This is a genomic window from Variovorax sp. J31P179, assembly GCF_030316985.1.
GTDB lineage: Bacteria > Pseudomonadota > Gammaproteobacteria > Burkholderiales > Burkholderiaceae_C > Variovorax > Variovorax ginsengisoli_B.
In genome coordinates this window covers 464,270-487,862 of record NZ_JASZYL010000005.1, presented here as the reverse complement: position 1 = coordinate 487,862, position 23,593 = coordinate 464,270, and the positions used below count along the sequence as shown (strand labels likewise).

General features: G+C 66.2%; 31 protein-coding genes and 1 tRNA gene. 23 read left to right on the top strand and 9 right to left on the bottom strand.

All coding sequences use genetic code 11. The features are described 5' to 3' along the window. Window positions 1-26: 26 nt before the first annotated feature. From QTI17_RS16205 to ubiA, 3 genes are all read left to right on the top strand, one after another. A complete protein-coding gene (locus QTI17_RS16205; protein WP_286534342.1) occupies window positions 27-992 on the top strand; it encodes a LysR substrate-binding domain-containing protein in 966 nt (321 codons plus the stop codon). An 83-nt stretch (window positions 993-1,075) separates the two neighbouring features. Beyond that, window positions 1,076-1,669 (top strand): Dps family protein, encoded by a 594-nt coding sequence (locus QTI17_RS16200; RefSeq protein WP_286521990.1) that lies wholly within the window; start codon window positions 1,076-1,078, stop codon window positions 1,667-1,669. A 49-nt stretch (window positions 1,670-1,718) separates the two neighbouring features. Further along, window positions 1,719-2,588 carry a 4-hydroxybenzoate octaprenyltransferase gene (ubiA, locus tag QTI17_RS16195; RefSeq protein ID WP_286534341.1) on the top strand — a complete coding sequence of 290 codons (870 nt, stop codon included), beginning with the start codon at window positions 1,719-1,721 and terminating at the stop codon, window positions 2,586-2,588. Between the two features lie 7 nt (window positions 2,589-2,595). On the opposite strand, the gene proC is transcribed toward ubiA, so the two are convergent. After that, the gene (gene proC / locus QTI17_RS16190; RefSeq protein ID WP_286534339.1) at window positions 2,596-3,453 is read right to left on the bottom strand and encodes a pyrroline-5-carboxylate reductase; all 858 of its coding nucleotides are present in this window, start codon (window positions 3,451-3,453) and stop codon (window positions 2,596-2,598) included. After that, window positions 3,450-4,607 (bottom strand): esterase-like activity of phytase family protein, encoded by a 1,158-nt coding sequence (locus tag QTI17_RS16185; RefSeq protein ID WP_353506711.1) that lies wholly within the window; start codon window positions 4,605-4,607, stop codon window positions 3,450-3,452. Before QTI17_RS16185 ends, proC begins: the two co-directional genes overlap by 4 nt. A 265-nt stretch (window positions 4,608-4,872) precedes the next feature. Between QTI17_RS16185 and rplN the strand changes: the two genes are divergently transcribed. The 18 genes from rplN (at window position 4,873) to QTI17_RS16095 (ending at window position 13,777) form a co-directional block, all read left to right on the top strand. Then, entirely contained in the window at window positions 4,873-5,241 is a 369-nt protein-coding gene (rplN, locus tag QTI17_RS16180; RefSeq protein ID WP_068674584.1) for a 50S ribosomal protein L14, read from the top strand. Between the two features lie 13 nt (window positions 5,242-5,254). Then, window positions 5,255-5,572 (top strand): 50S ribosomal protein L24, encoded by a 318-nt coding sequence (gene rplX / locus QTI17_RS16175; protein WP_286521994.1) that lies wholly within the window; start codon window positions 5,255-5,257, stop codon window positions 5,570-5,572. A gap of 11 nt (window positions 5,573-5,583) precedes the next feature. Then, window positions 5,584-6,123, top strand: a complete 540-nt coding sequence (rplE, locus tag QTI17_RS16170) for a 50S ribosomal protein L5 (RefSeq protein ID WP_028250827.1) — start codon at window positions 5,584-5,586, stop codon at window positions 6,121-6,123. An 8-nt stretch (window positions 6,124-6,131) separates the two neighbouring features. After that, window positions 6,132-6,437, top strand: a complete 306-nt coding sequence (rpsN, locus tag QTI17_RS16165) for a 30S ribosomal protein S14 (protein WP_286371088.1) — start codon at window positions 6,132-6,134, stop codon at window positions 6,435-6,437. Between the two features lie 20 nt (window positions 6,438-6,457). Continuing rightward, entirely contained in the window at window positions 6,458-6,853 is a 396-nt protein-coding gene (rpsH, locus tag QTI17_RS16160; RefSeq protein ID WP_286521995.1) for a 30S ribosomal protein S8, read from the top strand. A 24-nt stretch (window positions 6,854-6,877) separates the two neighbouring features. Next, window positions 6,878-7,411, top strand: a complete 534-nt coding sequence (rplF, locus tag QTI17_RS16155) for a 50S ribosomal protein L6 (protein WP_286521996.1) — start codon at window positions 6,878-6,880, stop codon at window positions 7,409-7,411. A 14-nt stretch (window positions 7,412-7,425) separates the two neighbouring features. Next, window positions 7,426-7,791: a 50S ribosomal protein L18 gene (gene rplR / locus QTI17_RS16150; RefSeq protein ID WP_286522277.1), complete on the top strand. Its 366-nt coding sequence runs from the start codon at window positions 7,426-7,428 to the stop codon at window positions 7,789-7,791. Window positions 7,792-7,809: 18 nt separating this feature from the next. Then, window positions 7,810-8,328, top strand: a complete 519-nt coding sequence (gene rpsE / locus QTI17_RS16145) for a 30S ribosomal protein S5 (protein ID WP_028250822.1) — start codon at window positions 7,810-7,812, stop codon at window positions 8,326-8,328. A gap of 11 nt (window positions 8,329-8,339) precedes the next feature. Further along, on the top strand, window positions 8,340-8,522 hold the full coding sequence (gene rpmD / locus QTI17_RS16140; RefSeq protein ID WP_286371091.1) for a 50S ribosomal protein L30: 183 nt from the start codon (window positions 8,340-8,342) through the stop codon (window positions 8,520-8,522). Window positions 8,523-8,543: 21 nt separating this feature from the next. Beyond that, the gene (rplO, locus tag QTI17_RS16135) at window positions 8,544-8,975 is read left to right on the top strand and encodes a 50S ribosomal protein L15 (protein WP_286506519.1); all 432 of its coding nucleotides are present in this window, start codon (window positions 8,544-8,546) and stop codon (window positions 8,973-8,975) included. A 26-nt stretch (window positions 8,976-9,001) separates the two neighbouring features. Next, window positions 9,002-10,312, top strand: a complete 1,311-nt coding sequence (gene secY, locus QTI17_RS16130) for a preprotein translocase subunit SecY (RefSeq protein ID WP_286506520.1) — start codon at window positions 9,002-9,004, stop codon at window positions 10,310-10,312. 74 nt (window positions 10,313-10,386) lie between these two features. Then, window positions 10,387-10,500 (top strand): 50S ribosomal protein L36, encoded by a 114-nt coding sequence (rpmJ, locus tag QTI17_RS16125; protein ID WP_038201958.1) that lies wholly within the window; start codon window positions 10,387-10,389, stop codon window positions 10,498-10,500. 24 nt (window positions 10,501-10,524) lie between these two features. Then, window positions 10,525-10,890, top strand: coding sequence for a 30S ribosomal protein S13 (gene rpsM, locus QTI17_RS16120; RefSeq protein ID WP_286371094.1), 366 nt, complete (start codon window positions 10,525-10,527; stop codon window positions 10,888-10,890). A 9-nt stretch (window positions 10,891-10,899) separates the two neighbouring features. Continuing rightward, a complete protein-coding gene (rpsK, locus tag QTI17_RS16115) occupies window positions 10,900-11,304 on the top strand; it encodes a 30S ribosomal protein S11 (RefSeq protein ID WP_009124825.1) in 405 nt (134 codons plus the stop codon). A gap of 132 nt (window positions 11,305-11,436) precedes the next feature. Continuing rightward, window positions 11,437-12,060, top strand: coding sequence for a 30S ribosomal protein S4 (gene rpsD / locus QTI17_RS16110; protein ID WP_286521997.1), 624 nt, complete (start codon window positions 11,437-11,439; stop codon window positions 12,058-12,060). A 125-nt stretch (window positions 12,061-12,185) separates the two neighbouring features. Further along, entirely contained in the window at window positions 12,186-13,175 is a 990-nt protein-coding gene (locus tag QTI17_RS16105; protein WP_093382585.1) for a DNA-directed RNA polymerase subunit alpha, read from the top strand. A gap of 105 nt (window positions 13,176-13,280) precedes the next feature. Next, complete coding sequence (gene rplQ, locus QTI17_RS16100; protein WP_286521998.1) at window positions 13,281-13,682, top strand: 50S ribosomal protein L17; 402 nt, start codon at window positions 13,281-13,283, stop codon at window positions 13,680-13,682. Between the two features lie 18 nt (window positions 13,683-13,700). Continuing rightward, window positions 13,701-13,777 (top strand) — tRNA-Met (locus tag QTI17_RS16095). Between the two features lie 167 nt (window positions 13,778-13,944). Here the strand turns inward: QTI17_RS16095 and QTI17_RS16090 are convergent. From QTI17_RS16090 to QTI17_RS16065, 6 genes are read right to left on the bottom strand one after another with little or no spacing between them, the layout of a single operon-like run. Further along, window positions 13,945-14,340: a RidA family protein gene (locus QTI17_RS16090; protein WP_286534337.1), complete on the bottom strand. Its 396-nt coding sequence runs from the start codon at window positions 14,338-14,340 to the stop codon at window positions 13,945-13,947. Then, on the bottom strand, window positions 14,337-15,956 hold the full coding sequence (locus tag QTI17_RS16085; RefSeq protein ID WP_286534335.1) for an AMP-binding protein: 1,620 nt from the start codon (window positions 15,954-15,956) through the stop codon (window positions 14,337-14,339). The genes QTI17_RS16090 and QTI17_RS16085 overlap by 4 nt, the downstream gene beginning before the upstream one ends. Beyond that, window positions 15,953-17,146, bottom strand: a complete 1,194-nt coding sequence (locus QTI17_RS16080) for an acyl-CoA dehydrogenase family protein (RefSeq protein ID WP_286534334.1) — start codon at window positions 17,144-17,146, stop codon at window positions 15,953-15,955. Before QTI17_RS16080 ends, QTI17_RS16085 begins: the two co-directional genes overlap by 4 nt. Window positions 17,147-17,150: 4 nt before the next feature. Beyond that, window positions 17,151-18,005 carry an enoyl-CoA hydratase family protein gene (locus QTI17_RS16075; protein WP_286534332.1) on the bottom strand — a complete coding sequence of 285 codons (855 nt, stop codon included), beginning with the start codon at window positions 18,003-18,005 and terminating at the stop codon, window positions 17,151-17,153. Further along, complete coding sequence (locus QTI17_RS16070) at window positions 18,002-18,478, bottom strand: MarR family winged helix-turn-helix transcriptional regulator (RefSeq protein ID WP_286534330.1); 477 nt, start codon at window positions 18,476-18,478, stop codon at window positions 18,002-18,004. The genes QTI17_RS16075 and QTI17_RS16070 overlap by 4 nt, the downstream gene beginning before the upstream one ends. Window position 18,479: 1 nt before the next feature. Beyond that, on the bottom strand, window positions 18,480-20,837 hold the full coding sequence (locus QTI17_RS16065; RefSeq protein WP_286534329.1) for a bifunctional salicylyl-CoA 5-hydroxylase/oxidoreductase: 2,358 nt from the start codon (window positions 20,835-20,837) through the stop codon (window positions 18,480-18,482). A gap of 105 nt (window positions 20,838-20,942) precedes the next feature. Between QTI17_RS16065 and QTI17_RS16060 the strand changes: the two genes are divergently transcribed. Continuing rightward, on the top strand, window positions 20,943-22,214 hold the full coding sequence (locus QTI17_RS16060; protein ID WP_286534328.1) for a class I SAM-dependent methyltransferase: 1,272 nt from the start codon (window positions 20,943-20,945) through the stop codon (window positions 22,212-22,214). 11 nt (window positions 22,215-22,225) lie between these two features. Then, window positions 22,226-22,549: a DUF1840 domain-containing protein gene (locus tag QTI17_RS16055; RefSeq protein WP_286534326.1), complete on the top strand. Its 324-nt coding sequence runs from the start codon at window positions 22,226-22,228 to the stop codon at window positions 22,547-22,549. Window positions 22,550-22,561: 12 nt separating this feature from the next. Here the strand turns inward: QTI17_RS16055 and QTI17_RS16050 are convergent, their stop codons facing one another. After that, a complete protein-coding gene (locus tag QTI17_RS16050; protein ID WP_286534324.1) occupies window positions 22,562-23,578 on the bottom strand; it encodes a Bug family tripartite tricarboxylate transporter substrate binding protein in 1,017 nt (338 codons plus the stop codon). Between the last annotated feature and the right edge of the window lie 15 nt (window positions 23,579-23,593).

Here is a 23,593-nt window from a genome sequence, read left to right as displayed (position 1 = left end):
TCCCTTGCGCATAATTGACGCAGACTATGACCCTCACCGAACTCAAATACATCGTTGCGGTCGCCCGCGAGCGGCATTTCGGCAAGGCGGCCGAGGCCTGCTACGTCTCGCAGCCCACGCTGTCGGTCGCCATCAAGAAGCTCGAGGACGAGCTCGAGGTCAAGCTGTTCGAGCGCAGCGCCGGCGAAGTCACGGTGACGCCGCTGGGCGAGCAGATCGTGCAGCAGGCGCAGAGCGTGCTCGACCAGGCGGCGAGCATCAAGGAGATCGCCAAGCGCGGCAAGGACCCGCTGTCCGGTCCCCTGAACCTCGGCGTGATCTACACCATCGGCCCCTACCTGCTGCCCGACCTGGTGCGCCAGAACATCGCTCGCACGCCGCAGATGCCACTGGTGCTGCAGGAGAACTTCACGGCCAAGCTGCTCGAGATGCTGCGCGCCGGCGAGATCGACTGCGCGATCATGGCCGAGCCCTTTCCCGACACCGGTCTCGCGATGGCCGCGCTCTACGACGAGCCCTTCATGGCCGCCCTGCCGGCGCACCATCCGTTGGCCGAGCGCGAGTCGGTGAGCTCCGACGAGCTCAAGAAGGAGACCATGCTGCTGCTCGGCACCGGCCATTGCTTCCGCGACCATGTGCTCGAGGTCTGCCCCGAGTTCGCGCGTTTCTCAAGCAACGCCGAGGGCATCCGCAAGAGCTTCGAGGGTTCCTCGCTCGAGACCATCAAGCACATGGTGGCCTCGGGCATGGGCGTGACGCTGGTGCCGCGGCTGTCGGTGCCGGCCGAGGCACTCAAGCCGCGCGGCAAGGGCCGCAAGGAGCCCGAGCAGATCGTGCGCTACCTGCCGGTGCGCGACACCCACGGCGGCGAGCCGCCGACCCGCCGCGTGGTGCTGGCCTGGCGGCGCAGCTTCACCCGCTATGAGGCGATCGCGGCGCTGCGCAACGCGATCTATGCCTGCGAGCTGCCGGGCGTCAAGCGCTTGTCCTGAGATAGAGTGCGGCTGTTGCGAAGCGGCCTCCGCTTGGCTCCCGCCCTCCTGCCGTCAACCTTCCTCTAGAAAGACCCGTCGCCATGGCCAAAGTCGTCAAGAAGCCGAAGTCGCCCGCCACCCCTGCACCGGCATCCTCCGCCGGCAAGGTACCGAAGAAAGGCGGCGTCAAGGTCGCCGAGGAATCGGGCAGCCGCAACGCGCCGATCATCAACATCGGCATCGACCGCCAGGACCGCGCAGCCATCGCCGAGGGCCTGAGCCGCGTGCTGGCCGACACCTACACGCTGTACCTGACGACCCACAACTTCCACTGGAACGTGACCGGTCCGCACTTCAACTCGCTGCACGCGATGTTCATGACCCAGTACACCGAGCTGTGGGGCTCGACCGACGTGATCGCCGAGCGCATCCGCGCGCTGGGCCATTACGCGCCGGGCTCCTATGCGGAGTTCAGCAAGATCGCCACCGTGCCCGACGTGCCGCAGACGCCGCCCAAGGCCATGGAGATGGTGCGCATCCTGGTCAAGGGCCACGAGACCGTGTCGCGGATCGCGCGCGAGTTCATTCCCGTGGCCGAGGAAGCGGGCGACGATCCGACCGCAGACATGCTGACCGCCCGCTGCACCGTGCACGACCAGACAGCCTGGATGCTGCGTTCGCTCCTTGAAGAATGATGCCTTGGCCGGGCCCGGGCAGGACGCCGGGCCGGCCGTCTCGACGCCCATGCCCGAGCCCCGCCGCACACGCCTCGCGCTCTACCTGGACCTGATCCGCTGGAACCGCCCGGCCGGCTGGCTGCTGCTGCTCTGGCCCACCCTCGGCGCGCTCTGGTTCGCCGGTGGCGGCTGGCCCGGATGGCACCTGCTGGTGGTCTTCGTCCTCGGGACCTTCCTGATGCGCAGCGCGGGCTGCTGCATCAATGACGTCGCCGACCGCGACTTCGACCGCCACGTCAAGCGCACCGCGCAGCGGCCGGTCACGAGCGGTGCGATCTCGATCAAGGAGGCGCTGGCGCTGGGCGCGGCATTGGCGCTGTGCGCCTTCGCACTGGTGCTCACCACCAACCAGGCGACGGTGCTGTGGTCCTTCGTGGCGCTGGCCGTGACGCTGGCCTATCCCTACGCCAAGCGATTCGTCTCGATCCCGCAGGCGGTGCTCGGCATCGCCTTCAGTTTCGGCATCCCGATGGCCTTCTCCGCGGTCCGGGGCGAGGTGCCGGCGCTGGCCTGGTGGCTGCTTGCGGGCAACCTGTTCTGGGTGCTGGCCTACGACACCGAGTACGCGATGGTCGACCGCGACGACGACCTGCTGATCGGCATGAAGACCTCGGCGATCACCTTCGGCCGCCTCGACGTCCCGATCGTGATGGCCTGCTACCTCACGTTCCTGGTGGTCTGGACCGTGATCGGCGCCGGCATGGGACTGGGCCCGGTCTTCTACCTGGCGATCGCCGCGGCCGCGGCGCAGGCGCTGTGGCACTGGCGCCTGATCCGCGACCGGACCCGCGAAGGCTGCTTCAAGGCCTTCCGCCTCAACCACTGGCTGGGCTTCACCGTGTTCGTCGGCGTGGTGGCGGGCTACGCCCTGCCTTGAATCGGGCTCAGCCCTTGCCGAACTCCGCGCCCAGCTCTTGGGCGCGCTGGTGCGCGGCACGGGCGGCGGCCTTGATCTTGCCGGCCACGTCGGCGTTTTCCATCGATGTGATCGCCGCGTAGGTGGTGCCGCCCTTGGAGGTCACGCGCTCGCGCAGCACCGCGGGCGGCTCGCTGGCGCTGGCGGCCAGCGCCGTGGCGCCCGAGAAGGTGCCGACCGCGAGCTGGTGGGCCTGCTCCGGCGCCAGGCCCAGCTCGATGCCGACCTCGGTCAGTGCCTCGATGAAATAGAACACGTAGGCCGGCCCGGAGCCGGAGATCGCGGTGACCGCGTCGAGCGCCTCCTCGGCGGCGACCCAGAGCAGTTCGCCGGTGGCGCCCAGCACCTGCTCGACCCGCTTTCGGCCCGCCGCGTCGACGGCTTCGCGAGCGAACAGCCCGGTCATGCCCTGGCCCACCAGGGCCGGCGTGTTGGGCATGGCGCGCACCACGCGCTCGGTGCCGAGCCAGTGCGCGATGCTGTCGGAGGGGATGCCGGCGGCGACGCTCAGGTGCACGGCGTCGGGTGCCAGGCCGCGGACCGGCTTCGCGGCCTCGGCGAAGCTCTGCGGCTTGACCGCCCAGACCACGAGCTCGCAGCGCGCCAGGGCCGCGCCGGCCTCGGCCTGGGCGACGATGCCGAAGTCGCGCGCCAGTCGCTCGCGGGCCTCGGCGAAGGGTTCGACCACCTCGAAAGTACTGGCCGGCGTGTCCTGCCGGATCAGCCCGGCGATGATCGCGCTGGCCATGTTGCCGCCGCCGATGAAGGCGATCGGGGGCAGGGGGGTCGGCTCCTGGCGGGGCAGGAAGGTGACTGCGATGTTCATGACTTGTCCGTGAATTCGAAGGCTGCGAACTGGGTGACCTGCAGAGGGTTGAAATTGTCGTCGCTCACCGCCACCAGCATCCGGCGGCCGCCGGGCAGATCGGGGCCCCAGCAGAGGCCCTCGGTGTTGTCCAGCCGTGAAAGCCCGAGCGCGGCGAAGTCCGCCACCAGTTTTTTCGGCACCGGACGGTGATTGTCGGGGGTCAGCGCGTCGAGGGCCAGGGTGTCGCTGGCGTCGCGGGTATCGATCTCGTAGAGCCGCAGCGAATTGCCGGCCCCGACCGCGTAGGCGCGCTCCAGCACCAGCATCCGGTGGGCGTCGATCATCAGCACCTCGCTCACGCCGTTGTCGGCGTGCGTGCCCGGCAGCAGGGGGCGCAGCGGGATCGGGTCGGGCAGGTAGGCGATCTGGCGCGTGGCCTGCCCGATCGCCAGGTCGATCCGGGTGAAGCGGCAGGGGCCGCCGGGCGCGCGCAGCGTGGGCGGCGGGCCGTCCTGGCGCAGCGCGTTCTCCATCGCCACCCAGGCGTGGCGGCCGTCCGGCGTCAGGCCCAGGCCCTCCAGGCTCAGGTTGTCCCTGGGGCCGCGCTGGTTGCTGCGGTCGGCCGCGAACATCGGGGGCAGCGCGATCTCCCGCACCAGCGTCCCGTCGCGCCGCGACTCGTAGAGCGCGGGGCCGAAGCCGCGGGAGACGTCGCCTTCGCCGGTCCAGAGCAGCGTGCCGGTGTCCGGCCGCCAGCGGATGGCTTCGGGGTCGACCACCGGGATGCCGGGACTGGCGGCGCGGCGAGCGGGCCAGGGGCTGCCGTCAGCCTGTCGCAGCCATGTGACGCCGGTGGCCTCCGGGGGCTGGCGCCCCTCGACGTCCCAGTGCGCACTATAGAAACGTGCCGGCGCGAGATCGGACCGGTCGTCGCTGAGGAGCAGGAATTCGCCCGAGGCCCGGTCGTAGTCGATGCCGGACAGCCCGCCGACGGTGCTGCCCCGATAGTCCATGCGGTGGGGCCAGCGCGCCTCGGCCAGCAGCCGCAGCGGCTGGCCCTCTCGGGCGGCAGGCGGTGGGGCCACCCCGCTGCGGCAGGCCGCCAGGCCGGCGGCGACCGCGGCCAGCAGCAGGCGGCGGCGGGAAAAAGGCGTCGAAGGTCGGGCTGGCACGCCGCGAGTCTACGGGCTCGCGTCTTCGTCGAAGGGAGGGGGTTGACGTCCTGCCAAGACTATGCAACAATCGCGGGCTTCGCTTTTAAAGGATTAACTTTAGGGGCGACGAGTGTTTCTGCAAATTTTGCAGTTTCAAGTTTCAGCCCAATGGAAGCGCGCCGGAGTGGTTTCGGTGTGTGGACGACGGGCCCAAGACTGACCGCAGCGCTGCCATTCGGGATTGTCCGAGCCAGCAAACGGTACAAGTTGGGAATATCACGAAATGATCCAAACAGAATCTCGGCTCGATGTGGCCGACAACACGGGCGCGAAATCCGTCCTGTGTATCAAGGTGCTCGGCGGTTCCAAGCGGCGTTATGCCAGCGTGGGCGACGTCATCAAGGTCAGCATCAAGGAAGCTGCTCCTCGCGGTCGCGTCAAGAAGGGCGAGATCTACAGTGCAGTGGTGGTTCGCACCGCCAAGGGCATCCGTCGCGCCGACGGTTCGCTCGTCAAGTTCGACGGCAATGCCGCCGTGCTGCTCAACGCCAAGCTGGAGCCCATCGGCACCCGCATCTTCGGACCGGTCACGCGCGAACTGCGCACCGAGAAGTTCATGAAGATCGTGTCGCTGGCACCCGAAGTTCTGTAAGGACAACAACGCCATGAACAAGATTCGCAAAGGCGACCAGGTCATCGTGTTGGCCGGGCGCGACAAGGGCAAGCGCGGCACTGTGTCGCTGCGCAAGGATGATTCCCATCTGATCATCGAAGGCATCAACCTCGTCAAGAAGCACACCAAGCCGAACCCCCTCAAGGGTACGACCGGTGGCATCGTCGAGAAGGCCATGCCGATTCATCAATCCAACGTGGCGATCTTCAATGCCGCGACCGGCAAGGCCGATCGCGTGGGCATCAAGGTCACGGACGGCAAGCGCGTGCGCGTCTTCAAGTCCAGCGGCGAAGAAATCAAGCTGGCCTAAGGAGCATTCACATGGCACGCCTCCAACAACACTATCGCGAAAAAGTCGCGAAAGACCTGACCGAAAAGTTCGGCTACACCTCGCCGATGCAGGTCCCGCGCCTGACCAAGATCACGCTCAACATGGGCGTGGGCGAAGCAGTCGCTGACAAGAAGGTGCTCGACAACGCCGTTGCCGACCTCACCAAGATCGCCGGCCAGAAGCCCGTGGTCACCAAGTCGAAGAAGGCCATCGCCGGTTTCAAGATCCGCGAGAACCAGCCGATCGGCTGCATGGTCACGCTGCGCGGCGTCCAGATGTACGAATTCCTCGATCGTTTCGTGACCGTGGCCCTGCCGCGCGTGCGTGACTTCCGTGGTATTTCGGGTCGTGCCTTCGACGGCCGCGGCAACTACAACATCGGCGTCAAAGAGCAGATCATTTTCCCCGAGATCGAATACGACAAGGTCGATGCCCTGCGCGGTCTCAATATCAGCATCACGACGACGGCCAAGACCGACGAAGAAGCCAAGGCGCTTCTCGCTGGCTTCCGTTTCCCGTTCAAGAACTGAGGCGACCTGTGGCTAAAGCATCTTTGATCCAACGCGAACTCAAGCGCGACAACCTGGTCGCCAAGTACGCCGCGAAGCACGCCGAACTCAAGGCGATCGCCAACGACTTCAAGAAGAGCGACGAAGAGCGCGCTGCTGCCCGCCTGGGCCTGCAGAAGCTGCCGCGCAACGCGAACCCCACGCGCCAGCGCAACCGTTGCGAAATCACCGGTCGTCCGCGTGGCACCTTCCGTCAATTCGGTCTGGGCCGCGCCAAGATCCGCGAACTGGCATTCAACGGCGACATCCCCGGTGTCACCAAGGCCAGCTGGTAAGCCAGGCAGGAGCAAACAACATGAGCATGAGTGATCCCATTGCCGACCTGCTGACGCGTATCCGTAACGCGCAGATGGTGGCGAAGCCCACTGTGTCGGTCCCGTCTTCCAAGGTGAAGACCGCGATCGCGCAAGTCCTGAAGGACGAAGGCTACATCGACGGCTTCCAGGTCAAGACCGAAGCCGGCAAGTCCGAACTCGTCATCACGCTGAAGTACTACGCTGGCCGTCCGGTCATCGAGCGCATCGAGCGTGTGAGCCGTCCCGGCCTGCGTGTCTACAAGGCAGCGCAAGCCATCCCGCAAGTTCAGAACGGCCTCGGCGTCGCCATCGTCACGACCCCCCAGGGCGTGATGACCGACCGCAAGGCGCGCGCTACCGGTGTCGGTGGCGAAGTCCTGTGCTACGTCGCCTGACCGAGACATCGAGGAGTCACTGAAATGTCCCGAGTAGGAAAAATGCCGATCGCCATCCCCGCAGGCGTGGATGTGTCGATCAAGGAAGACCAGATCAGCGTCAAGGGTTCGGGCGGTTCGCTCAGCCTGGCCCGCAACGCCCTGGTGAAAGTCGCCAACAACGACGGCAAGCTGAGCTTCGAGCCCGCCAACGATTCGCGTGAAGCGAATGCGCTGAGCGGCACGATCCGCCAGCTGGTGAACAACATGGTGGTCGGCGTGACCAAGGGCTTCGAGAAGAAGCTCAACCTGGTCGGCGTCGGCTTCAAGGCCGCGGCGCAAGGCGCCAAGCTGAACCTGCAGGTCGGTTACTCGCATCCGGTCAACAAGGACATGCCGCAAGGCATCACGGTGGCAACGCCGACCCCGACCGAAATCATCATCAAGGGTGCCGACCGCCAGCGCGTCGGCCAGGTCGCCGCTGAGATCCGTGCCATTCGTCCGCCAGAGCCCTACAAGGGCAAGGGCATCCGCTATGCGGACGAGAAGATCACGATCAAAGAGACCAAGAAGAAGTAAGGGGCAGCAAAATGATGTTGACCAAAAAAGCACAGCGCCTTCGCCGCTCGCGCCAGACCCGCATCCGCATTGCGACGCAAGGCGTGGCGCGCCTGACGGTGAACCGCACCAACCTGCACATCTACGCCACCGTCATCTCCGACGACGGCTCCAAGGTGATTGCCAGCGCATCGACGGCCGAAGCCGAAATGCGCACCGCACTGGGCGCTTCGGGCAAGGGTGCCACCGCAGCCGCGGCCACCGCCATCGGCAAGCGCATCGCTGAAAAGGCGAAGGCTGCCGGCGTCGAGAAGGTCGCCTTCGACCGCGCAGGTTTCGCCTATCACGGCCGCGTCAAGGCGCTGGCCGAAGCGGCCCGCGAAGCCGGCCTGCAGTTCTAACCGGACACGAGATTCAAAATGGCAAAGATTCAGGCAAGAACGCAGAACGAAGGCCCCGAGGACGGCCTGCGCGAGAAGATGATCGCGATCAACCGCGTCACCAAGGTGGTGAAGGGTGGTCGTATCCTCGGTTTCGCAGCACTCACCGTGGTCGGTGACGGCGACGGCCGCGTCGGCATGGGCAAGGGCAAGTCCAAGGAAGTGCCCGCTGCAGTGCAGAAGGCAATGGAAGAAGCCCGTCGCAACCTGGCCAAGATTTCGATCAAGAACGGCACGCTGCATCACCGCGTGACGGGCCACCACGGCGCCGCCTCGGTGGTCATGATCCCGGCTCCCAAGGGTACCGGCATCATCGCCGGCGGCCCGATGCGCGCCGTCTTCGAAGTCATGGGCATCACCGACATCGTGGCCAAGAGCCATGGTTCGTCGAACCCCTACAACATGGTCCGCGCCACCCTGGACGGCCTGAAGAACTCGACGACCGCGTCAGAAGTCGCTGCCAAGCGCGGCCTGACCGTCGAAGAACTCTTCGCCTGAGGAGCAGCAACATGACGCAACAACAAACCGTCAAGGTGCAATTGGTCAAGAGCCCGATCGGCACCAAGGAATCGCATCGCGCCACCGTGCGCGGCCTGGGCCTGCGCAAGCTCAACAGCGTGAGCGAGCTGCAGGACACGCCCGCAGTGCGCGGCATGATCAACAAGATCAGTTATCTGGTCAAAGTGCTCTAACCGGCACCGAGAGAGACGCATATGGAACTCAATGGCATCAAGCCGGCCGACGGCGCCAAGCATGCAAAGCGCCGTGTCGGTCGCGGCATCGGCTCGGGCATCGGCAAGACCGCAGGTCGCGGTCACAAGGGTCAGAAGTCGCGTGCGGGCGGTTTCCACAAGGTGGGCTTCGAAGGCGGTCAAATGCCTCTGCAGCGTCGCCTGCCGAAGCGCGGCTTCAAGTCGCAACTGCTCAAGTACAACGCTGAAGTCACGCTGACCGCTCTCGAGCAGCTCGGTCTGGCCGAAGTGGACCTGCTGGCACTGAAGCAAGCCGGTCTCGTGGGCCAGATCGCCAAGGTCGTCAAGGTCATCAAGACCGGCGAACTGACCAAGGCCGTCAAGCTGACGGGCATCGGTGCGACCGCGGGCGCCAAGGCCGCGATCGAAGCCGCCGGCGGCAGCATCGCCTGAACACCCTGGACTGAAAGAAGTTCTTCGTGGCAACCAACGCGGCAACGCTCGCAAAAACAGGCAAGTTCGGTGACCTCCGTCGCCGGCTCGTCTTTTTGCTGCTCGCGCTCGTGGTCTATCGCATCGGAGCTCACATTCCGGTGCCGGGCATCAACCCGGACCAACTGGCGCAGCTGTTCCAAGGTCAGCAGGGCGGCATCCTGAGCCTGTTCAACATGTTCTCGGGCGGTGCGCTGTCGCGCTTCACCGTGTTCGCGTTGGGCATCATGCCGTACATCTCCGCGTCGATCATCATGCAACTGATGACCTACGTGGTGCCGACCTTCGAGCAGCTCAAGAAAGAAGGCGAAGCCGGCCGGCGCAAGATCACGCAGTACACCCGCTACGGTGCCCTGGCACTGGCCCTGTTCCAGTCCTTCAGCATCGCTGTCGCGCTCGAGTCCTCGGCCGGCCTGGTCATCGCACCCGGCTTCGGCTTCCGCATCACGGCCATGGTCAGCCTCACGGCCGGCTCGATGTTCCTGATGTGGCTCGGCGAGCAGATCACCGAGCGTGGCCTGGGCAACGGCATCTCGATCCTGATCTTCGCGGGTATCGCGGCGGGGCTTCCGAACGCCATCGGCGGTCTGGCTTCGCTGGTGACCACCGGTGCGATGAACCCGATCGTTGCGCTCTTCATCATCGCGGTGGTGGTCCTGGTGACCTACTTCGTGGTGTTCGTCGAACGCGGCCAGCGCAAGATCCTCGTGAACTATGCGCGGCGCCAGGTCGGCAACAAGGTCTACGGCGGCCAGTCGTCGCACCTGCCGCTGAAGCTGAACATGGCCGGCGTGATCCCGCCGATCTTCGCTTCGTCGATCATCCTGCTGCCGACCACGGTGGTGGGCTGGTTCAGCACCGGCGAGAGCATGCGCTGGATCAAGGACATCGCAAGCGCGCTGCAGCCGGGTCAACCGATCTACGTGCTGCTGTACGCCACCGCGATCGTGTTCTTCTGCTTCTTCTACACGGCGCTGGTGTTCAACAGCCGCGAAACCGCCGACAACCTGAAGAAGAGCGGTGCGTTCATTCCGGGTATCCGCCCGGGTGACCAGACCGCACGCTATATCGACAAGATCCTGGTTCGACTGACGTTGGCCGGCGCGGTGTACATCACCTTCGTCTGCCTGCTGCCGGAGTTCCTGATCCTCAAGTACAACGTGCCGTTCTATTTCGGCGGCACGTCCTTGCTGATCATCGTGGTCGTGACGATGGACTTCATGGCCCAGGTGCAGAACTACATGATGTCGCAGCAGTACGAGTCGCTGCTGAAGAAAGCCAACTTCAAGACATCGTAGTCACGGGTCTTAGAGCGCAATGAATTTTCAGGCGAATGGTTCGCCGAGTTGAACAAGAGTTTTAGGAGAATGAAATGAGAGTTTCGGCTTCGGTCAAAACCATCTGCCGTAATTGCAAGATCATCCGCCGCAAGGGTGTGGTGCGTGTGATCTGTACCGACCCGCGCCACAAGCAGCGCCAGGGTTGATTGTTAGAGATTTAGAGGACGCACATGGCACGTATTGCTGGCATCAACATTCCGCCGCACAAGCACGCTGAAATCGGCCTGACCGCCATTTTCGGCATCGGTCGCACTCGCGCACGCAAGATCTGCGAAGCGAGCGGCATCGACTATGCGAAGAAGATCAAGGATCTGACCGACGCCGATCTCGAGAAGATCCGCGACCAGATCGCTCTCTTCACCATCGAAGGTGACCTGCGTCGCGAAACGACGATGAACATCAAGCGTTTGATGGACATCGGCTGCTATCGCGGCTTCCGTCACCGCCGCGGCCTGCCGATGCGCGGCCAGCGCACGCGCACGAATGCCCGTACCCGCAAGGGTCCGCGCAAGGCAGCGCAGTCCCTGAAGAAATAAGGATAGACCATGGCTAAAGCTCCTGCCAACAACGCGGCACAACGCGTTCGCAAGAAGGTTCGCAAGAACGTTGCGGACGGTATTGCCCACGTGCACGCCTCGTTCAACAACACGATCATCACGATCACCGATCGCCAGGGCAACGCCCTGTCGTGGGCATCGTCGGGTGGTCAGGGCTTCAAGGGCTCGCGCAAGTCGACTCCGTTCGCTGCGCAGGTCGCTTCCGAAGTCGCCGGCCGCGCCGCGGTCGAGCAAGGCATCAAGAACCTCGACGTCGAGATCAAGGGCCCGGGCCCCGGTCGCGAATCGTCGGTGCGCGCGCTGGCCGCGCTCGGCATCCGGATCAACTCCATTGCCGACGTGACCCCGGTGCCGCACAACGGCTGCCGTCCGCAGAAGCGCCGTCGCATCTAAGGCGACAGCGCCCGGCGCAGCCTGCTTCACGGCGGCTGCGCATTTTTTGTTTTTATCGAAGCCCACCGCCGTCGGCACGCCGCCGATGGCTCCCGCAGTTCCGCTGCGGCAGATGACACAGAAGGAAATCACGTGGCACGCTACCTCGGCCCCAAGGCCAAACTCTCCCGCCGCGAAGGCACCGACCTGTTCCTGAAGAGCGCCCGCCGCTCGATCCAGGACAAGTCGAAGTTCGACTCCAAGCCCGGCCAGCACGGCCGCACCTCGGGTCAGCGCACCTCCGACTTCGGCCTGCAACTGCGTGAAAAGCAGAAGGTCAAGCGCATGTACGGCGTGCTCGAGAAGCAGTTCCGCCGCTACTTCGAGGAAGCCGATCGCCGCCGTGGCAACACCGGCGCGAACCTGCTGTTCATCCTCGAATCGCGCCTGGACAACGTCGTCTATCGCATGGGCTTCGGCTCGACGCGCGCCGAAGCACGCCAGCTGGTGTCGCACAAGGCGATCACCGTGAACGGCCAGTCGGTCAACATCCCGTCGTACCTGGTCAAGACCGGCGACGTGATCGCTGTCCGCGACAAGTCGAAGAAGCAGACCCGCGTGGCCGAAGCGCTGCAGCTGGCCGCCCAGGTGGGCATGCCGGCATGGGTCGACGTCAACGCCGACAAGGCGGAAGGCACCTTCAAGAAGGTCCCCGATCGCGACGAATTCGCTGCCGACATCAACGAATCGCTGATCGTCGAACTCTACTCGCGTTAAACAGAGGATAACGAGGCGCTTTGCGCCTCGTCCTTGTCATTTTTGTTCCCGCCGGGGCTGCGCCCCGCGGGCGCTTCACCAGCCTTACCGGTGTAACGAGCCGGGGGTATTGAGAGGAAGTCTGCATGCAAACAACCCTGCTGAAACCCAAGACCATCCAGGTCGAGCAACTCGCGCCCAACAAGGCTAAGGTCACGCTCGAGCCGTTCGAGCGCGGCTACGGCCACACGCTCGGCAATGCACTGCGTCGCGTCCTGCTGTCGTCGATGGTCGGCTATTCGGCCACCGAAGTCACGATCGCCGGCGTGCTGCACGAGTACTCGTCGATCGATGGCGTGCAGGAAGACGTCGTCAACATCCTGTTGAACCTCAAGGGCGTGGTGTTCAAGCTCCACAACCGCGATGAAGTCACGCTGAGCCTGCGCAAGGACGGCGAGGGCCCGGTCACCGCTTCGGACATCCAGACGCCACACGACGTCGAGATCATCAACCCCGACCACGTGATCGCCCACCTGTCGCAAGGCGGCAAGCTCGACATGCAGATCAAGGTCGAGAAGGGCCGCGGCTACGTGCCCGGCACGATGCGCCGCTACGCCGACGAGCCGACCAAGTCGATCGGCCGGATCGTGCTGGACGCTTCGTTCTCGCCGGTCAAGCGCGTGAGCTACACGGTCGAAAGCGCCCGTGTCGAACAGCGCACCGACCTCGACAAGCTGCTGGTCGAAATCGAGACCAACGGTGCGATCACCGCCGAAGACGCGGTCCGCGCCTCGGCCAAGATCCTGGTGGAACAACTGGCTGTGTTCGCCCAGCTCGAAGGCGGCGAACTCGCGGCGTTCGACGCCCCGGCACCGCGCAGCGCCCAGCAGTTCGACCCGATCCTGCTGCGCCCGGTCGACGAACTCGAACTCACGGTGCGTTCGGCCAACTGCCTGAAGGCCGAGAACATCTACTACATCGGCGACCTGATCCAGCGCACCGAGAACGAGCTGCTCAAGACCCCGAACCTGGGTCGCAAGTCGCTCAACGAAATCAAGGAAGTGCTCGCCTCGCGCGGCCTGACCTTGGGCATGAAGCTCGAGAGCTGGCCGCCGGCCGGTCTCGATAAGAGATAATTGAGGATGACAAGGCCTCCTTCGGAGGCCTTGAACTTCTGATTTAGGTGAACGTTCAGTACCTGATACGGCTGGACGAATTTAAATGGTAAAGGAAAACACACCATGCGTCACGGTCACGGACTCCGCAAACTCAACCGCACCAGCTCGCACCGCCTCGCGATGCTGCAGAACATGATGAACTCGCTCATCGAGCATGAGGCCATCAAGACCACGCTGCCCAAGGCCAAGGAACTGCGCCGCGTCATCGAACCGATGATCACCCTGGCCAAGAAGCCGACGGTCGCCAACAAGCGCCTCGCCTTCGACCGCCTGCGCGACCGCGACATGGTCGTCAAGCTGTTCGGTGAACTCGGCCCGCGCTACCAGGCACGTCCCGGCGGCTACACGCGCATCCTGAAAATGGGTTTCCGCGTCGGCGACAACGCACCCATGGCCCTGGTCGAACTGGTCGATCGCCCCGAAGTGACAGAATCTTCGGACGACTCGCAAAACGCCGCGGAATAGTATATAATTCCATCTTGCCGCGCGATGGAGCAGCCTGGTAGCTCGTTGGGCTCATAACCCAAAGGTCGCAAGTTCAAATCTTGCTCGCGCAACCAAATTCCCGATAACCCCAAAAAGGTTGTCGACGAAGCAAAAAAGCCCACTTTCGAGTGGGCTTTTTTGTTTTCGGACCTTCGGACCTTCGGACCTTCGGACGTTTGGGTTTTTGGAATTCACGGCCCCGCGAAGCTGCGGGACCAGCCCGCAGGTCTCGCCCCCTGAATCAGTCCGGGATGACCGCCGTGACCTCGATCTCGACCTTGGCCCGCGCCTCGACCAGCCTGGCCACCTGGACGCAGGTCATCGCCGGGAAATTGCGGCCCACGGCCTCGCGATACACCGGCCCCAGCTCGCCGAGGCGGCTGTTGTACTCGTCGCGGTCGGTGATGTACCAGGTCATGCGCACCATGTGCTCCGGGCCTGCGCCGGCTTCGCGCAGCACCTCGACGATATTGCGCAGCGCCTGGCCCGTCTGCGCGATGAAATCGTCGGTCTCGAATTGCTGCTGCGAATTCCAGCCGATCTGGCCGCCGACGAAGATTTGCGTGCCGCGCGCGGCAATGCCGTTCGCATAGCCCTTGGGGGGCAGCCAGCCTGGAGGTTGAAGGTGCTTCATCATGTCATTTGCCTCAATTTGAATCTCTGGAGTTTTCCGGTCTCGGTGCGTGGCAGGTTGGCCACGAAGGTAATTTCCCGCGGGTATTTGTACGGTGCGATGGTGGCCTTGACGTGCTCCTGCAGCGCCTTGGTCAGCGCCGCGTCGCCCGTGTGTCCGGGCTTGAGGACGCAGAACGCCTTGACGATCATGCCGCGCTCTTCGTCGGGCTTGCCGATCACGCCGCACTCGGCCACCGCCGGATGCTTGAGCAGCGCATCCTCGACTTCCGGGCCGCCGACGTTGTAGCCGGCGGTGACGATCATGTCGTCGGCGCGCGACTGGTAGAAGAAATAGCCGTCCTCGTCCTCGACGAAGGCATCGCCGGGGTAGTTCCAGCCGTTGCGTACGTAGTCGGCCTGCCTCGGATCGTCGAGGTAGCGGCAGCCGACCGGGCCGATGATCGCCAGCTTGCCGACCGTGCCGCGCGGCACCTCGTTGCCCTCTTCGTCGACGATCTTCGCCGTGAAGCCGGGCACCGCCTTGCCGACCGCGCCGCGCCGCACTTCGTCGCCGGCGGCCGAGATGTAGATGTGGAAGACCTCGGTGCCGCCAATGCCATCGACCATCTCGAGTCCGGTCGCCTGCTTCCAGAGCTGCCGTGTGGCGTCGGGGAGCGCTTCGCCGGCGCTCACGCTGATGCGCAGGCTCGGCACGCCGGCGGCCTTCGCGAAAGGCGCCATCTGCCGGTAGAAGGTGGGCGCCGTGTAGCAGAGGGTGGCGCCGATGTCGCGGATCACCTGGACCATGGTCTCGGGCGTGTAGGGCTTGTCGTGGAAGTACACCGAGGCGCCGGCCCACATCGGAAACACCAGCAGGCCGCCGAGCCCGAAGGTGAAGGCCAGTGGCGGCGAGCCGATGACGATGTCTTCGCTGCGCGCCTTGAGCACGTGGCGCGGCCAGGTCTGGCACATCGCGAGCACGTCGCGGTGGGTGGTGACCGGGGCCTTGGGCTTGCCGGTGGTCCCGGAGGTGAAGGCCAGCAGGGCGATGTCGTCGGCGGCCGTGGGGCAGGCCTGGAACACGCCGCTCTTCGCGGCGGCCCGGGCGGTGAGCGAATCGGGCGCGTCGAGCTGATTGAAGGCGACGATGGTGCGAAGCACCGGATGGGCCTGCTGCGCGGCCTGCAGCTCGTCGAGCAGCTTGCCTTCGCACAGCGCGACCGTGGGTTGCGCCTTGTCGATGATCTCGCCGAGCTCCTTGGCCCGCAGCAGCGGCATCGTGGCGACCGCGATCAGGCCGGCCTTGACCACGGCCAGCCAGGCCAGCGCCATCGCGATCGAGTTGCCGCCCCGCAGCAGGACGCGGTTGCCCGGCACCAGCCGCAGGTCCTCGGTCAGCACCTGGGCGATGCGATTGACCTCGACGGCAGCTTCGGAATAGGTGAGCGTGCGGCCGGGGGAGCGCAGCATCGGCTTGTCCGCAAAGCCCTTGGCGGCCGCCTTGTCGAGCAGTTCCTCGACCAGGTTCAGCTGGTCGGGCAGCTGCAGCTCGGGCAGCTCGTAGCGGAAGATCGGCAGCTGGTCCGACGGCGGCAGGCGGTCGTGCACGTAGCGATCGGTTTGTGCACTGCGGCTCATGGATTCCTCAGCACGGCCTTGCCGATGATCAGTTGCTGGACTTCGGTCGCGCCCTCGTAGATGCGCAGCGAGCGGATGTCGCGGTAGAGGCTCTCGACCTTGGTTCCGACCTTGACGCCGAGGCCGCCGTGCATCTGCAGCGCCATGTCGATCACGCGGCTGGCGTTCTCGGTGGCGCACATCTTGGCCATCGCGGCGGCGGCGGTCAGGTCGCCGACGGCAGGCGCTCCGCGGCGCTCGCTGTCGTCGCGCATCCAGGCTGCGCGGTAGGTCAGGAGCGCGGCGCTGTCGATCAGCGCCGCCATCTCGCCGAGCTTGGCTTGGGTGAGCTGGAAGTCGGCCAGGGTCTGGCCGAACATCTTGCGCTTCTGGGCATGCTGGATGGCTTCGGCGAGGGCTCGCCGCGCCATGCCGAGCGCCGCACCCGCCACCGAGGCGCGGAAGATGTCGAGCGTGCGCATCGCCAGCTTGAAGCCGCCGTTGAGCTCGCCGAGCTGGGCCGTGCGCGGCACCGTGCAACCGTCGAAGCGCAGGGTCGCGAGCGGATGCGGCGCCATCACCTCGATGTGGGCCGAGGTGTCGAGACCGGGTGTGCTGGCGTCGACGATGAAGGCGGTGATGCCGCGCGAGCCGGCGGCCGGATCGGTCTTGGCGAAGACGCAATAGAAGTCGGCGATGCCGCCGTTGCTGATCCAGGTCTTCTCGCCCGTGAGGCGCCAGCCGTCGGCGGTCGGCTCGGCGCGCATCGCCATCGCGCCGACATCGGAGCCGGCCTCGGGCTCGCTGAGCGCGAAGGCGGCGATCTTGTCGCCGCGTCCGACCGGCGCCAGGTAGCCGGCGTGCTGCGCGGCGCTGCCGGCGAGCGTGATGGCGCCGCTGCCCAGCCCCTGCATCGCGAAGGCGAAATCGGCCAGCGGCGAGTGGAAGGCGAGGGTCTCGCGCAGCAGCACCAGTGCGCGCGAGTCGAGGCGCTCGAGTGCGCCGCCCGAGGCGGCGGGCACGCAGTAGCGCAGCCAGCCGCCGTCGCCGAGCCGGCGCACCCAGTCGCGGCAGGCGGCGCGATCGTCGCGCTCGTCGACCGCCTGGGCCGCGGCCCAGGGCAGCAGCTCGCGGGCGAGGGCCCGGTGCGCCTCGTCGAAGAAGGGCAGCGCGAGATGCGCCGTCGAGGGATCTACAGCGGATGCGGCCATGCGGTCAGTCTCCCTGGAAGGCGGGCTTGCGCTTGGCCGAGAAGGCCTCGTAGGCGCGCTTGAAGTCTTCGGTCTGCATGCAGATCGCCTGGGCCTGGGCCTCGGCCTCGATCGCCTGGTCGATGGTCATCGACCATTCCTGAGACAGCATGGTCTTGGTCATGCCGTGGGCGAAGCTCGGGCCTTCGGCCAGGTCGCGGGCGACCGCGGTGGCGGCGGCGAGCAGGGCGTCGCTGTCGTGCAGGGCGTTGAAGAAACCCCAGGCCTGGCCCTCCTGCGCGGTCATCGCGCGGCCGGTGAACAGCAGCTCGGAGGCGCGGCCCTGGCCGATCACACGCGGCAGCAGGGCGCAGGCGCCCATGTCGGCGCCGGCCAGGCCGACCCGCGTGAACAGGAAGGCGGTCTTGGTCGCGGGCGAGCCGTAGCGCAGGTCGCAGGCCAGCGCGATCATGGCGCCGGCGCCAGCGCAGACGCCGTCGATGGCGCCGACGATCGGCTGCGGGCAGTGGCGGATCGCCTTCACGAGGTCGCCGGTCATGCGGGTGAACTCGAGCAGCTCCGGCATCGTCATGCGGGTCAGCGGGCCGATGATCTCGTGGACGTCGCCGCCCGAGCAGAAATTGCCGCCGGCGCCCGTGACCACGATCGCCTTGACGTCGGTGGCGTAGTTCAGCGCCCGGAACAGGTCGCGCAGCTCGCCGTAGGAGTCGAAGGTGAGCGGGTTCTTGCGCTCCGGGCGGTTCAGCGTGATGGTGCCGACGCCGGCCTCGAAGGCCCACGAGAAATGCTCGGCCTGGTAGCCGGCCTTGGGTTCGAACTGTGCGCGCATGGGACTCGTCGCGCCGATGTAGTGCTTCATAGGGCCTCCGCCATTTGTTGATGCGAGTGCTGCTTGACCTTGCCGAGCAGCTTGTGGAGCTGGTTGATTTCTTTCGGGCTCAGCGACGCGAAGGCGTCGCAGATCCAGGCTTCGTGCTGTTGCGCCATGTCGTTGAAGAGCTTGCGTCCGCGCGCCGTGAGGCGCACCCGCCAGGCGCGGCGGTCGCCAGCGACATCGACCCGCTCGACCAGCCCTTCGGTGACCAGCTGGTCGGTGATGCCGGTGACGTTGCCGCCCGTGACCATCATGCGGCGCGACAGCTCGTTCATCTTGAGGCCCTCGGGCGAACGTTCGAGCTGCGACATCAGGTCGAAGCGCGGCAAGGTGGTGGCGAACTGCTCGCGCAGCTCGTTGCGCACCTGCTTCTCGATCAGCTGGGTGCAGGTCAGCAGGCGCAGCCAGAGCCGGAGCTCGTCCGGGTGCTCGCTGTGGGCGCGGGCTTCGAGGTCCATGTCAGTGTTCTTCTTCGGCGGCGCGCGGAGCGGCCGCCAGCGCCGCCGCCAGCTGCTGCTGTTTGGCGATCTCGCGGTACATCTGGTCGCGCCCGCTCAGGTACTGCTTCGGCCAGTCGACCTCGCGGCTTTGCAGCTTGGCGGCCTCGTGCAAGGTCCAGGCCGGATCGGCCAGGTGCGGCCGGGCGATCGCGCAGAGGTCGGCACGGCCGGCCGCGATGATGCTGTTGGCCTGGTCGGCGTCGGTGATGGCGCCGACCGCGATGGTCGAGATGCCGACTTCGTTGCGGATCCGGTCGGCGAAAGGCGTCTGGTACATGCGGCCGTACACCGGCTTGGCGGCCCGGGTGGTCTGGCCCGAGGAGACGTCGATGAAGTCGGCGCCGGCTTCCTTGAAGGCGCGCGCCATGGCCACCGCGTCGGCGTCGGTGTTGCCGCCCGGCGCCCAGTCGTGGGCCGAGATGCGCACGCTCATCGGGCGCTCGGCCGGCCAGGCGGCGCGCATGGCGCGGAACACCTCGAGCGGGTAGCGCAGCCGGTTCTCGAGGCTGCCGCCGCAGTCGTCGGTGCGAAGGTTGGTGAGCGGGCTCAGGAAGGCCGACAGCAGGTAGCCGTGGGCGCAGTGCAGCTCGAGCCAGTCGAAGCCGATCTCGGCGGCGCGGCGGGTGGAGGCAACGAACTGGTCGCGCATTTGGTCCATCTGCTCGCGGGTCATCGCCGCCGGCAGCTGGTTCTGCTCGCCGTAGGCCAGCGCGCTGGCCGACAGCAGCGGCCAGTTGCCGGAGGCGAGCGGCTCGTCGGTGACTTCCCAGCCGAGCTGGGTCGAGCCCTTGGGACCGCTGTGGCCGAGCTGCATGCCGATCTTGGCGCTCGACTGCGCATGGACGAAGTCGACGATGCGCTGGAAGGCCGCCTGCTGGGCGTCGTTGTAGAGCCCGGTGCAGCCGGGCGTGATGCGGCCTTCGGGCGTCGGGCTGGTCATCTCGACCATCACCATCGCGGCGCCGCCGAGCGCACGGGCGCCCAGGTGCACCAGCAGGAAGTCCTGCGGCACGCCGTCGACCGCGCTGTAGGTGGCCATGGGCGAGACGACGATGCGGTTCTTGAGCTCGAGGCCGCGCACCTTGAGCGGCATCAGCATCGGTGCGATCGGCTTGCCGCCCGACAGCCACTGCTCGTAGCCGCCGAGCCACTGCGTGTCGCGCAGCCGGAGGTTCTCGTGGCTGATGCGCTGCGAGCGCGTGAGCAGCGAATAGGCGAACTGCTCGATCTCCATGCCGGTGTAGCGCGGCACGTTCTCGAACCACTCGGTGGAGTTGCGCGCCGCGTTCTGGATCTTCAGCACCTCGACGCTGCGGCGGGCCTCGTAGGCTTCGAGCACCGGGTCGATGTCGCCGCCGGTTTCGAACTCGTTGGCGAGGTCGATCGCGTCCTCGAGCGCCAGCTTGGTGCCGGAGCCGATCGAGAAGTGCGCGGTGTGGGCGGCGTCGCCCATCAGCACCACCGGAACCGTCCGGCCGTCGACCTCGATCCGGTGCGTCCAGTGGTTGCAGACCACGCGCGGGAAGCGGATCCAGTTGGCCGAGCCGCGCAGGTGGGTGGCGTTGCTGATCAGCGTGTGGCCGCCCAGGTACTTGGCGAACAGCTTCTCGCAGAAGGCGATGGCCTCGGGCTGCTCCATCTTGTCGAGCCCGTGGGCCTCCCAGACCGCCTCGGGCGTCTCGACGATGAAGGTCGAGGTCTTGTCGTCGAACTGGTAGGCGTGGGCCTGGAACCAGCCGTGCTCGGTCTGTTCGAAGGCGAAGGTGAAGGCGTCGAAGGTCTGGTGGGTGCCGAGCCAGACGAAGCGGCACTTGCGCAGGTCGATGTCGGGCTGGTAGACCTCGGCGTAGCGCTGGCGGATGCGGCTGTTGAGGCCGTCGCTGGCGATCACGAGGTCGGCCTTGTATTGCGCCGCCAGGGCCTGGTCGTCGGTGGCGTCGGTCTCGAACACCAGGTTGACGCCGAGTTCGAGGCAGCGCTCCTGCAGGATGTTGAGCAGCCGCTTGCGGCCGATGCCGCAGAAGCCGTGGCCGCCCGAGCGCACCTGCCGGCCCTTGAAGAAGACCTGGATGTCGTCCCAGTGATGGAACTCGTTGCCGATCAGCTTGGCGGTGGGCGCGTCGGCGGCGGCCAGGTTGGCCAGCGTCTGGTCGCTCAGCACCACGCCCCAGCCGAAGGTGTCGAACGGGCGGTTTCGCTCGATCACCGTGATCTCCAGCGAAGGCTGGCGGGCCTTCATCAGCAGCGCGAAGTAGAGCCCTGCGGGGCCACCGCCGATGCACAGCACGCGGCGAAGATTCGGGGTAAAGCTATTCATGGATAAATAGTTTAGACATAAACGATCTCGTGTCAACCATGGGAAGCCCGAAGTTCCATGCCCCTGCGGTTGACGAGGCCGTTTCCACTGGCAAGAATGTTCTGTATGCAAAGCCTGATCCCGAAGATCGAGTCCCAGCTTTCCTCGCTGTCCGTTCCCATCGCGCTGCAACTCCCCGATGGCCGGCAGGTCGCCCAGGCCGGCGCCCGGGTCACCCTGGCCTTCAAGGACTGGTCAGAGCTGGCCAAGCTGGGGCGACGCCAGATCGGCGCCATCGGCGAGGCCTATGTGGAGGGCCGGGTCCAGATCGAGGGCGCCATGCGCGACCTGATCGATGCCGCGGTCGGCCTGCTGCCCGGCAATCCGGCCGAGACCAACACCGGCTGGTGGAGCCGCCTGCAGCGCCGCGCCAAGTCGCGCGGCTCGCATTCGCTGGGCAAGGACGCGGCCCAGATCGAATTCCACTACGACGTCTCGGACGATTTCTACGCCCTGTGGCTCGATCCGCGGCGGGTCTATTCGTGCGCCTACTTCCGTGACGCGGACATGACGCTGGCCCAGGCCCAGGAGGCCAAGCTCGACCACATCTGCCGCAAGCTGATGCTGAGGCCGGGCGAGCGCTACCTGGACATCGGCTCGGGCTGGGGCGCGCTGCTCATGTGGGCGGCCGAGCACTACGGCGTGGATGCCACCGGCATCACGCTGTCGAAGAACCAGCACGCCCATGTGCAGCGCCTGATCGACGAGAAGGGGCTGGGGGGACGGGTTCGGGTCGAGCTGCGCGACTACCGGCAGCTGGACGTCGCCCAGCCCTTCGACAAAATCTCCTCGGTGGGCATGTTCGAGCATGTGGGCAGCGCCAACATGGGGACCTATTTCCGCAAGCTGCATGCGCTGCTGGCGCCCGGCGGGCTGGTGATGAACCACGGCATCACCTCGGGCCAGCTCGACTACCGGCAGCTCGGCGCCGGCATGGGCGACTTCATCGAGAAGTACATCTTCCCGGGCGGCGAACTGCTGCACGTGACCCACGTGCTGCGCGAGACCGCGGCGGCCGGGTTCGAGATGGTCGATACCGAGAACCTGCGGCCGCACTACGCGCGCACGCTGTGGGCCTGGTCCGACACCCTGGAGGCCCGGCTCGACGAGGCGCGCCAGGTGCTGCAGAAAAGCGGCGGGCGCCAGGCCGAGAATGCCGAGCGGATCCTGCGCGCCTACCGGCTCTATCTCGCCGGTTCGGCGATGAGCTTCGAGCAGGGCTGGATATCGCTGCACCAGATGCTGTCGACCAAGCCCGACGGCCAGGTCGACGCGCGGTCGCTGCGCGGCGCGCAATCGGAGTACCCTTTCAACCGCGACTACATCTACAACAAGTAAAGAGAGGCTTCATGCTGTATCGATTCCAATCGCGGGCGACGCCCCCCTTCGTGATGCTCGAGGTGAACGCGCGTCAGTTGTTCGAGATCCTCGGCCGGGCGCCGGCCCCGAAGGGCGTGATCACGACCGACCAGATGCCGGCCGCCATCGCGGCACTCGAGGCCGCCATGGCGCGCGAAGGCGAAAACCTCCACAACGCCGACGCCTACGCGGTGGAAGGGCACGACAACGAGGCCGAGAAGCAGCATGTCGGGCTGCGCCAGCGCGCGACGCCCCTGCTTCACATGCTCAAGGACTCTCTCGCGGACGGAAAAGACGTCATCTGGGAGGTGTAGCTCGCCCGGCGGTCAGTCGACCTTTGCGCCGGACGCTTTCACGACCTTCGCCCACTTGACGTGCTCGGCGTCGATCAGCTTGGCGAAATCGGCCGGTGAATTGCCGCTCGGGATCGCGCCCTGGGCGACCAGCTTTTCTTTGACGGCCGGGGAGTTCAGCGCCTTGGCCACTTCCTGCTGGACGCGGTTGACGATGTCCGGCGGCGTGCCGGCCGGCGCCAGCAGGCCGAACCAGGAGCTGGCCTCGTAGCCCTTGAGCGCGGGGCCGCCGGCTTCCTCGACGGTGGGCACGTCGGGCAGGGCCGGCGAGCGCTGGGCGCTGGTCACGGCCAGCGCCTTGAGCTTGCCGCCCTTGATCTGCTGCATCGAGGAGGGCAGGTTGTCGAACATCACGTCGGCGTTGCCGCCGACCATGTCCATCAGCGCCGGACCCGAGCCGCGGTACGGGATGTGGGTCATGTAGCTGCCGGTCATGCTCTTGAACAATTCGCCCGCCAGGTGGATCGAGGTGCCGCTGCCGCTGGACGCCATGTTGAGCTTGCCGGGGTTGGCCTTGGCGTACTTGACGAAGTCGGCCACGTTGTTGATGTTCAGCGCCTTGGCCTTGTCGACGTTCATTTCCATCACGTTGGGCACCGCAGCGACCAGCGTGATCGGCACGAAGTCCTTGATCGGGTCGTAGGGCAGCTTGGGGTAGAGCGCCCGGTTGATCCCGTGGGTGCCGACCGTGCCCATGAGCAGCGTGTAGCCGTCGTTCGGGGCCCGGGCGACGATCTCGGCGCCCACGTTGCCGCCGGCGCCGGCGCGGTTGTCGACGATGAACTGCTGGCCGAAGGCCCTCGACAGCTCGGGCGCGACGGCGCGCGCCAGGATGTCGGTGGTGCCGCCGGGCGCAAAGGGCACGACGATGCGCACCGGCTTGGTCGGCCAGGTGGACTGGGCCGCGGCGGGCCCGGCCAGGAGGGCGAGCGCGGCGCTCGCGGCCAGCGCCAGGGCGCCGCGGCGCGAATGAGCAGGAGAGAAGTTCATGGGCCTGTTTTACCG

What these genes read in the sequence shown, in the direction of transcription:
- rplF (WP_286521996.1), top strand. Translation starts at nt 6,878, where the DNA reads ATGTCCCGAGTAGGAAAAATGCCGATCGCCATCCCCGCAGGCGTGGAT.
- rplN (WP_068674584.1), top strand. Translation starts at nt 4,873, where the DNA reads ATGATCCAAACAGAATCTCGGCTCGATGTGGCCGACAACACGGGCGCG.
- rplO (WP_286506519.1), top strand. Translation starts at nt 8,544, where the DNA reads ATGGAACTCAATGGCATCAAGCCGGCCGACGGCGCCAAGCATGCAAAG.
- proC (WP_286534339.1), bottom strand. Translation starts at nt 3,453, where the DNA reads ATGAACATCGCAGTCACCTTCCTGCCCCGCCAGGAGCCGACCCCCCTG.
- QTI17_RS16075 (WP_286534332.1), bottom strand. Translation starts at nt 18,005, where the DNA reads ATGAAGCACTACATCGGCGCGACGAGTCCCATGCGCGCACAGTTCGAA.
- ubiA (WP_286534341.1), top strand. Translation starts at nt 1,719, where the DNA reads ATGCCCGAGCCCCGCCGCACACGCCTCGCGCTCTACCTGGACCTGATC.
- QTI17_RS16205 (WP_286534342.1), top strand. Translation starts at nt 27, where the DNA reads ATGACCCTCACCGAACTCAAATACATCGTTGCGGTCGCCCGCGAGCGG.
- rpmD (WP_286371091.1), top strand. Translation starts at nt 8,340, where the DNA reads ATGACGCAACAACAAACCGTCAAGGTGCAATTGGTCAAGAGCCCGATC.
- QTI17_RS16200 (WP_286521990.1), top strand. Translation starts at nt 1,076, where the DNA reads ATGGCCAAAGTCGTCAAGAAGCCGAAGTCGCCCGCCACCCCTGCACCG.
- rpmJ (WP_038201958.1), top strand. Translation starts at nt 10,387, where the DNA reads ATGAGAGTTTCGGCTTCGGTCAAAACCATCTGCCGTAATTGCAAGATC.
- QTI17_RS16105 (WP_093382585.1), top strand. Translation starts at nt 12,186, where the DNA reads ATGCAAACAACCCTGCTGAAACCCAAGACCATCCAGGTCGAGCAACTC.
- rplR (WP_286522277.1), top strand. Translation starts at nt 7,426, where the DNA reads ATGTTGACCAAAAAAGCACAGCGCCTTCGCCGCTCGCGCCAGACCCGC.
- QTI17_RS16055 (WP_286534326.1), top strand. Translation starts at nt 22,226, where the DNA reads ATGCTGTATCGATTCCAATCGCGGGCGACGCCCCCCTTCGTGATGCTC.
- QTI17_RS16070 (WP_286534330.1), bottom strand. Translation starts at nt 18,478, where the DNA reads ATGGACCTCGAAGCCCGCGCCCACAGCGAGCACCCGGACGAGCTCCGG.
- rpsH (WP_286521995.1), top strand. Translation starts at nt 6,458, where the DNA reads ATGAGCATGAGTGATCCCATTGCCGACCTGCTGACGCGTATCCGTAAC.
- rplX (WP_286521994.1), top strand. Translation starts at nt 5,255, where the DNA reads ATGAACAAGATTCGCAAAGGCGACCAGGTCATCGTGTTGGCCGGGCGC.
- QTI17_RS16080 (WP_286534334.1), bottom strand. Translation starts at nt 17,146, where the DNA reads ATGGCCGCATCCGCTGTAGATCCCTCGACGGCGCATCTCGCGCTGCCC.
- rpsE (WP_028250822.1), top strand. Translation starts at nt 7,810, where the DNA reads ATGGCAAAGATTCAGGCAAGAACGCAGAACGAAGGCCCCGAGGACGGC.
- rplQ (WP_286521998.1), top strand. Translation starts at nt 13,281, where the DNA reads ATGCGTCACGGTCACGGACTCCGCAAACTCAACCGCACCAGCTCGCAC.
- QTI17_RS16065 (WP_286534329.1), bottom strand. Translation starts at nt 20,837, where the DNA reads ATGAATAGCTTTACCCCGAATCTTCGCCGCGTGCTGTGCATCGGCGGT.
- rpsK (WP_009124825.1), top strand. Translation starts at nt 10,900, where the DNA reads ATGGCTAAAGCTCCTGCCAACAACGCGGCACAACGCGTTCGCAAGAAG.
- QTI17_RS16090 (WP_286534337.1), bottom strand. Translation starts at nt 14,340, where the DNA reads ATGATGAAGCACCTTCAACCTCCAGGCTGGCTGCCCCCCAAGGGCTAT.
- QTI17_RS16050 (WP_286534324.1), bottom strand. Translation starts at nt 23,578, where the DNA reads ATGAACTTCTCTCCTGCTCATTCGCGCCGCGGCGCCCTGGCGCTGGCC.
- rpsM (WP_286371094.1), top strand. Translation starts at nt 10,525, where the DNA reads ATGGCACGTATTGCTGGCATCAACATTCCGCCGCACAAGCACGCTGAA.
- QTI17_RS16060 (WP_286534328.1), top strand. Translation starts at nt 20,943, where the DNA reads ATGCAAAGCCTGATCCCGAAGATCGAGTCCCAGCTTTCCTCGCTGTCC.
- QTI17_RS16085 (WP_286534335.1), bottom strand. Translation starts at nt 15,956, where the DNA reads ATGAGCCGCAGTGCACAAACCGATCGCTACGTGCACGACCGCCTGCCG.
- rplE (WP_028250827.1), top strand. Translation starts at nt 5,584, where the DNA reads ATGGCACGCCTCCAACAACACTATCGCGAAAAAGTCGCGAAAGACCTG.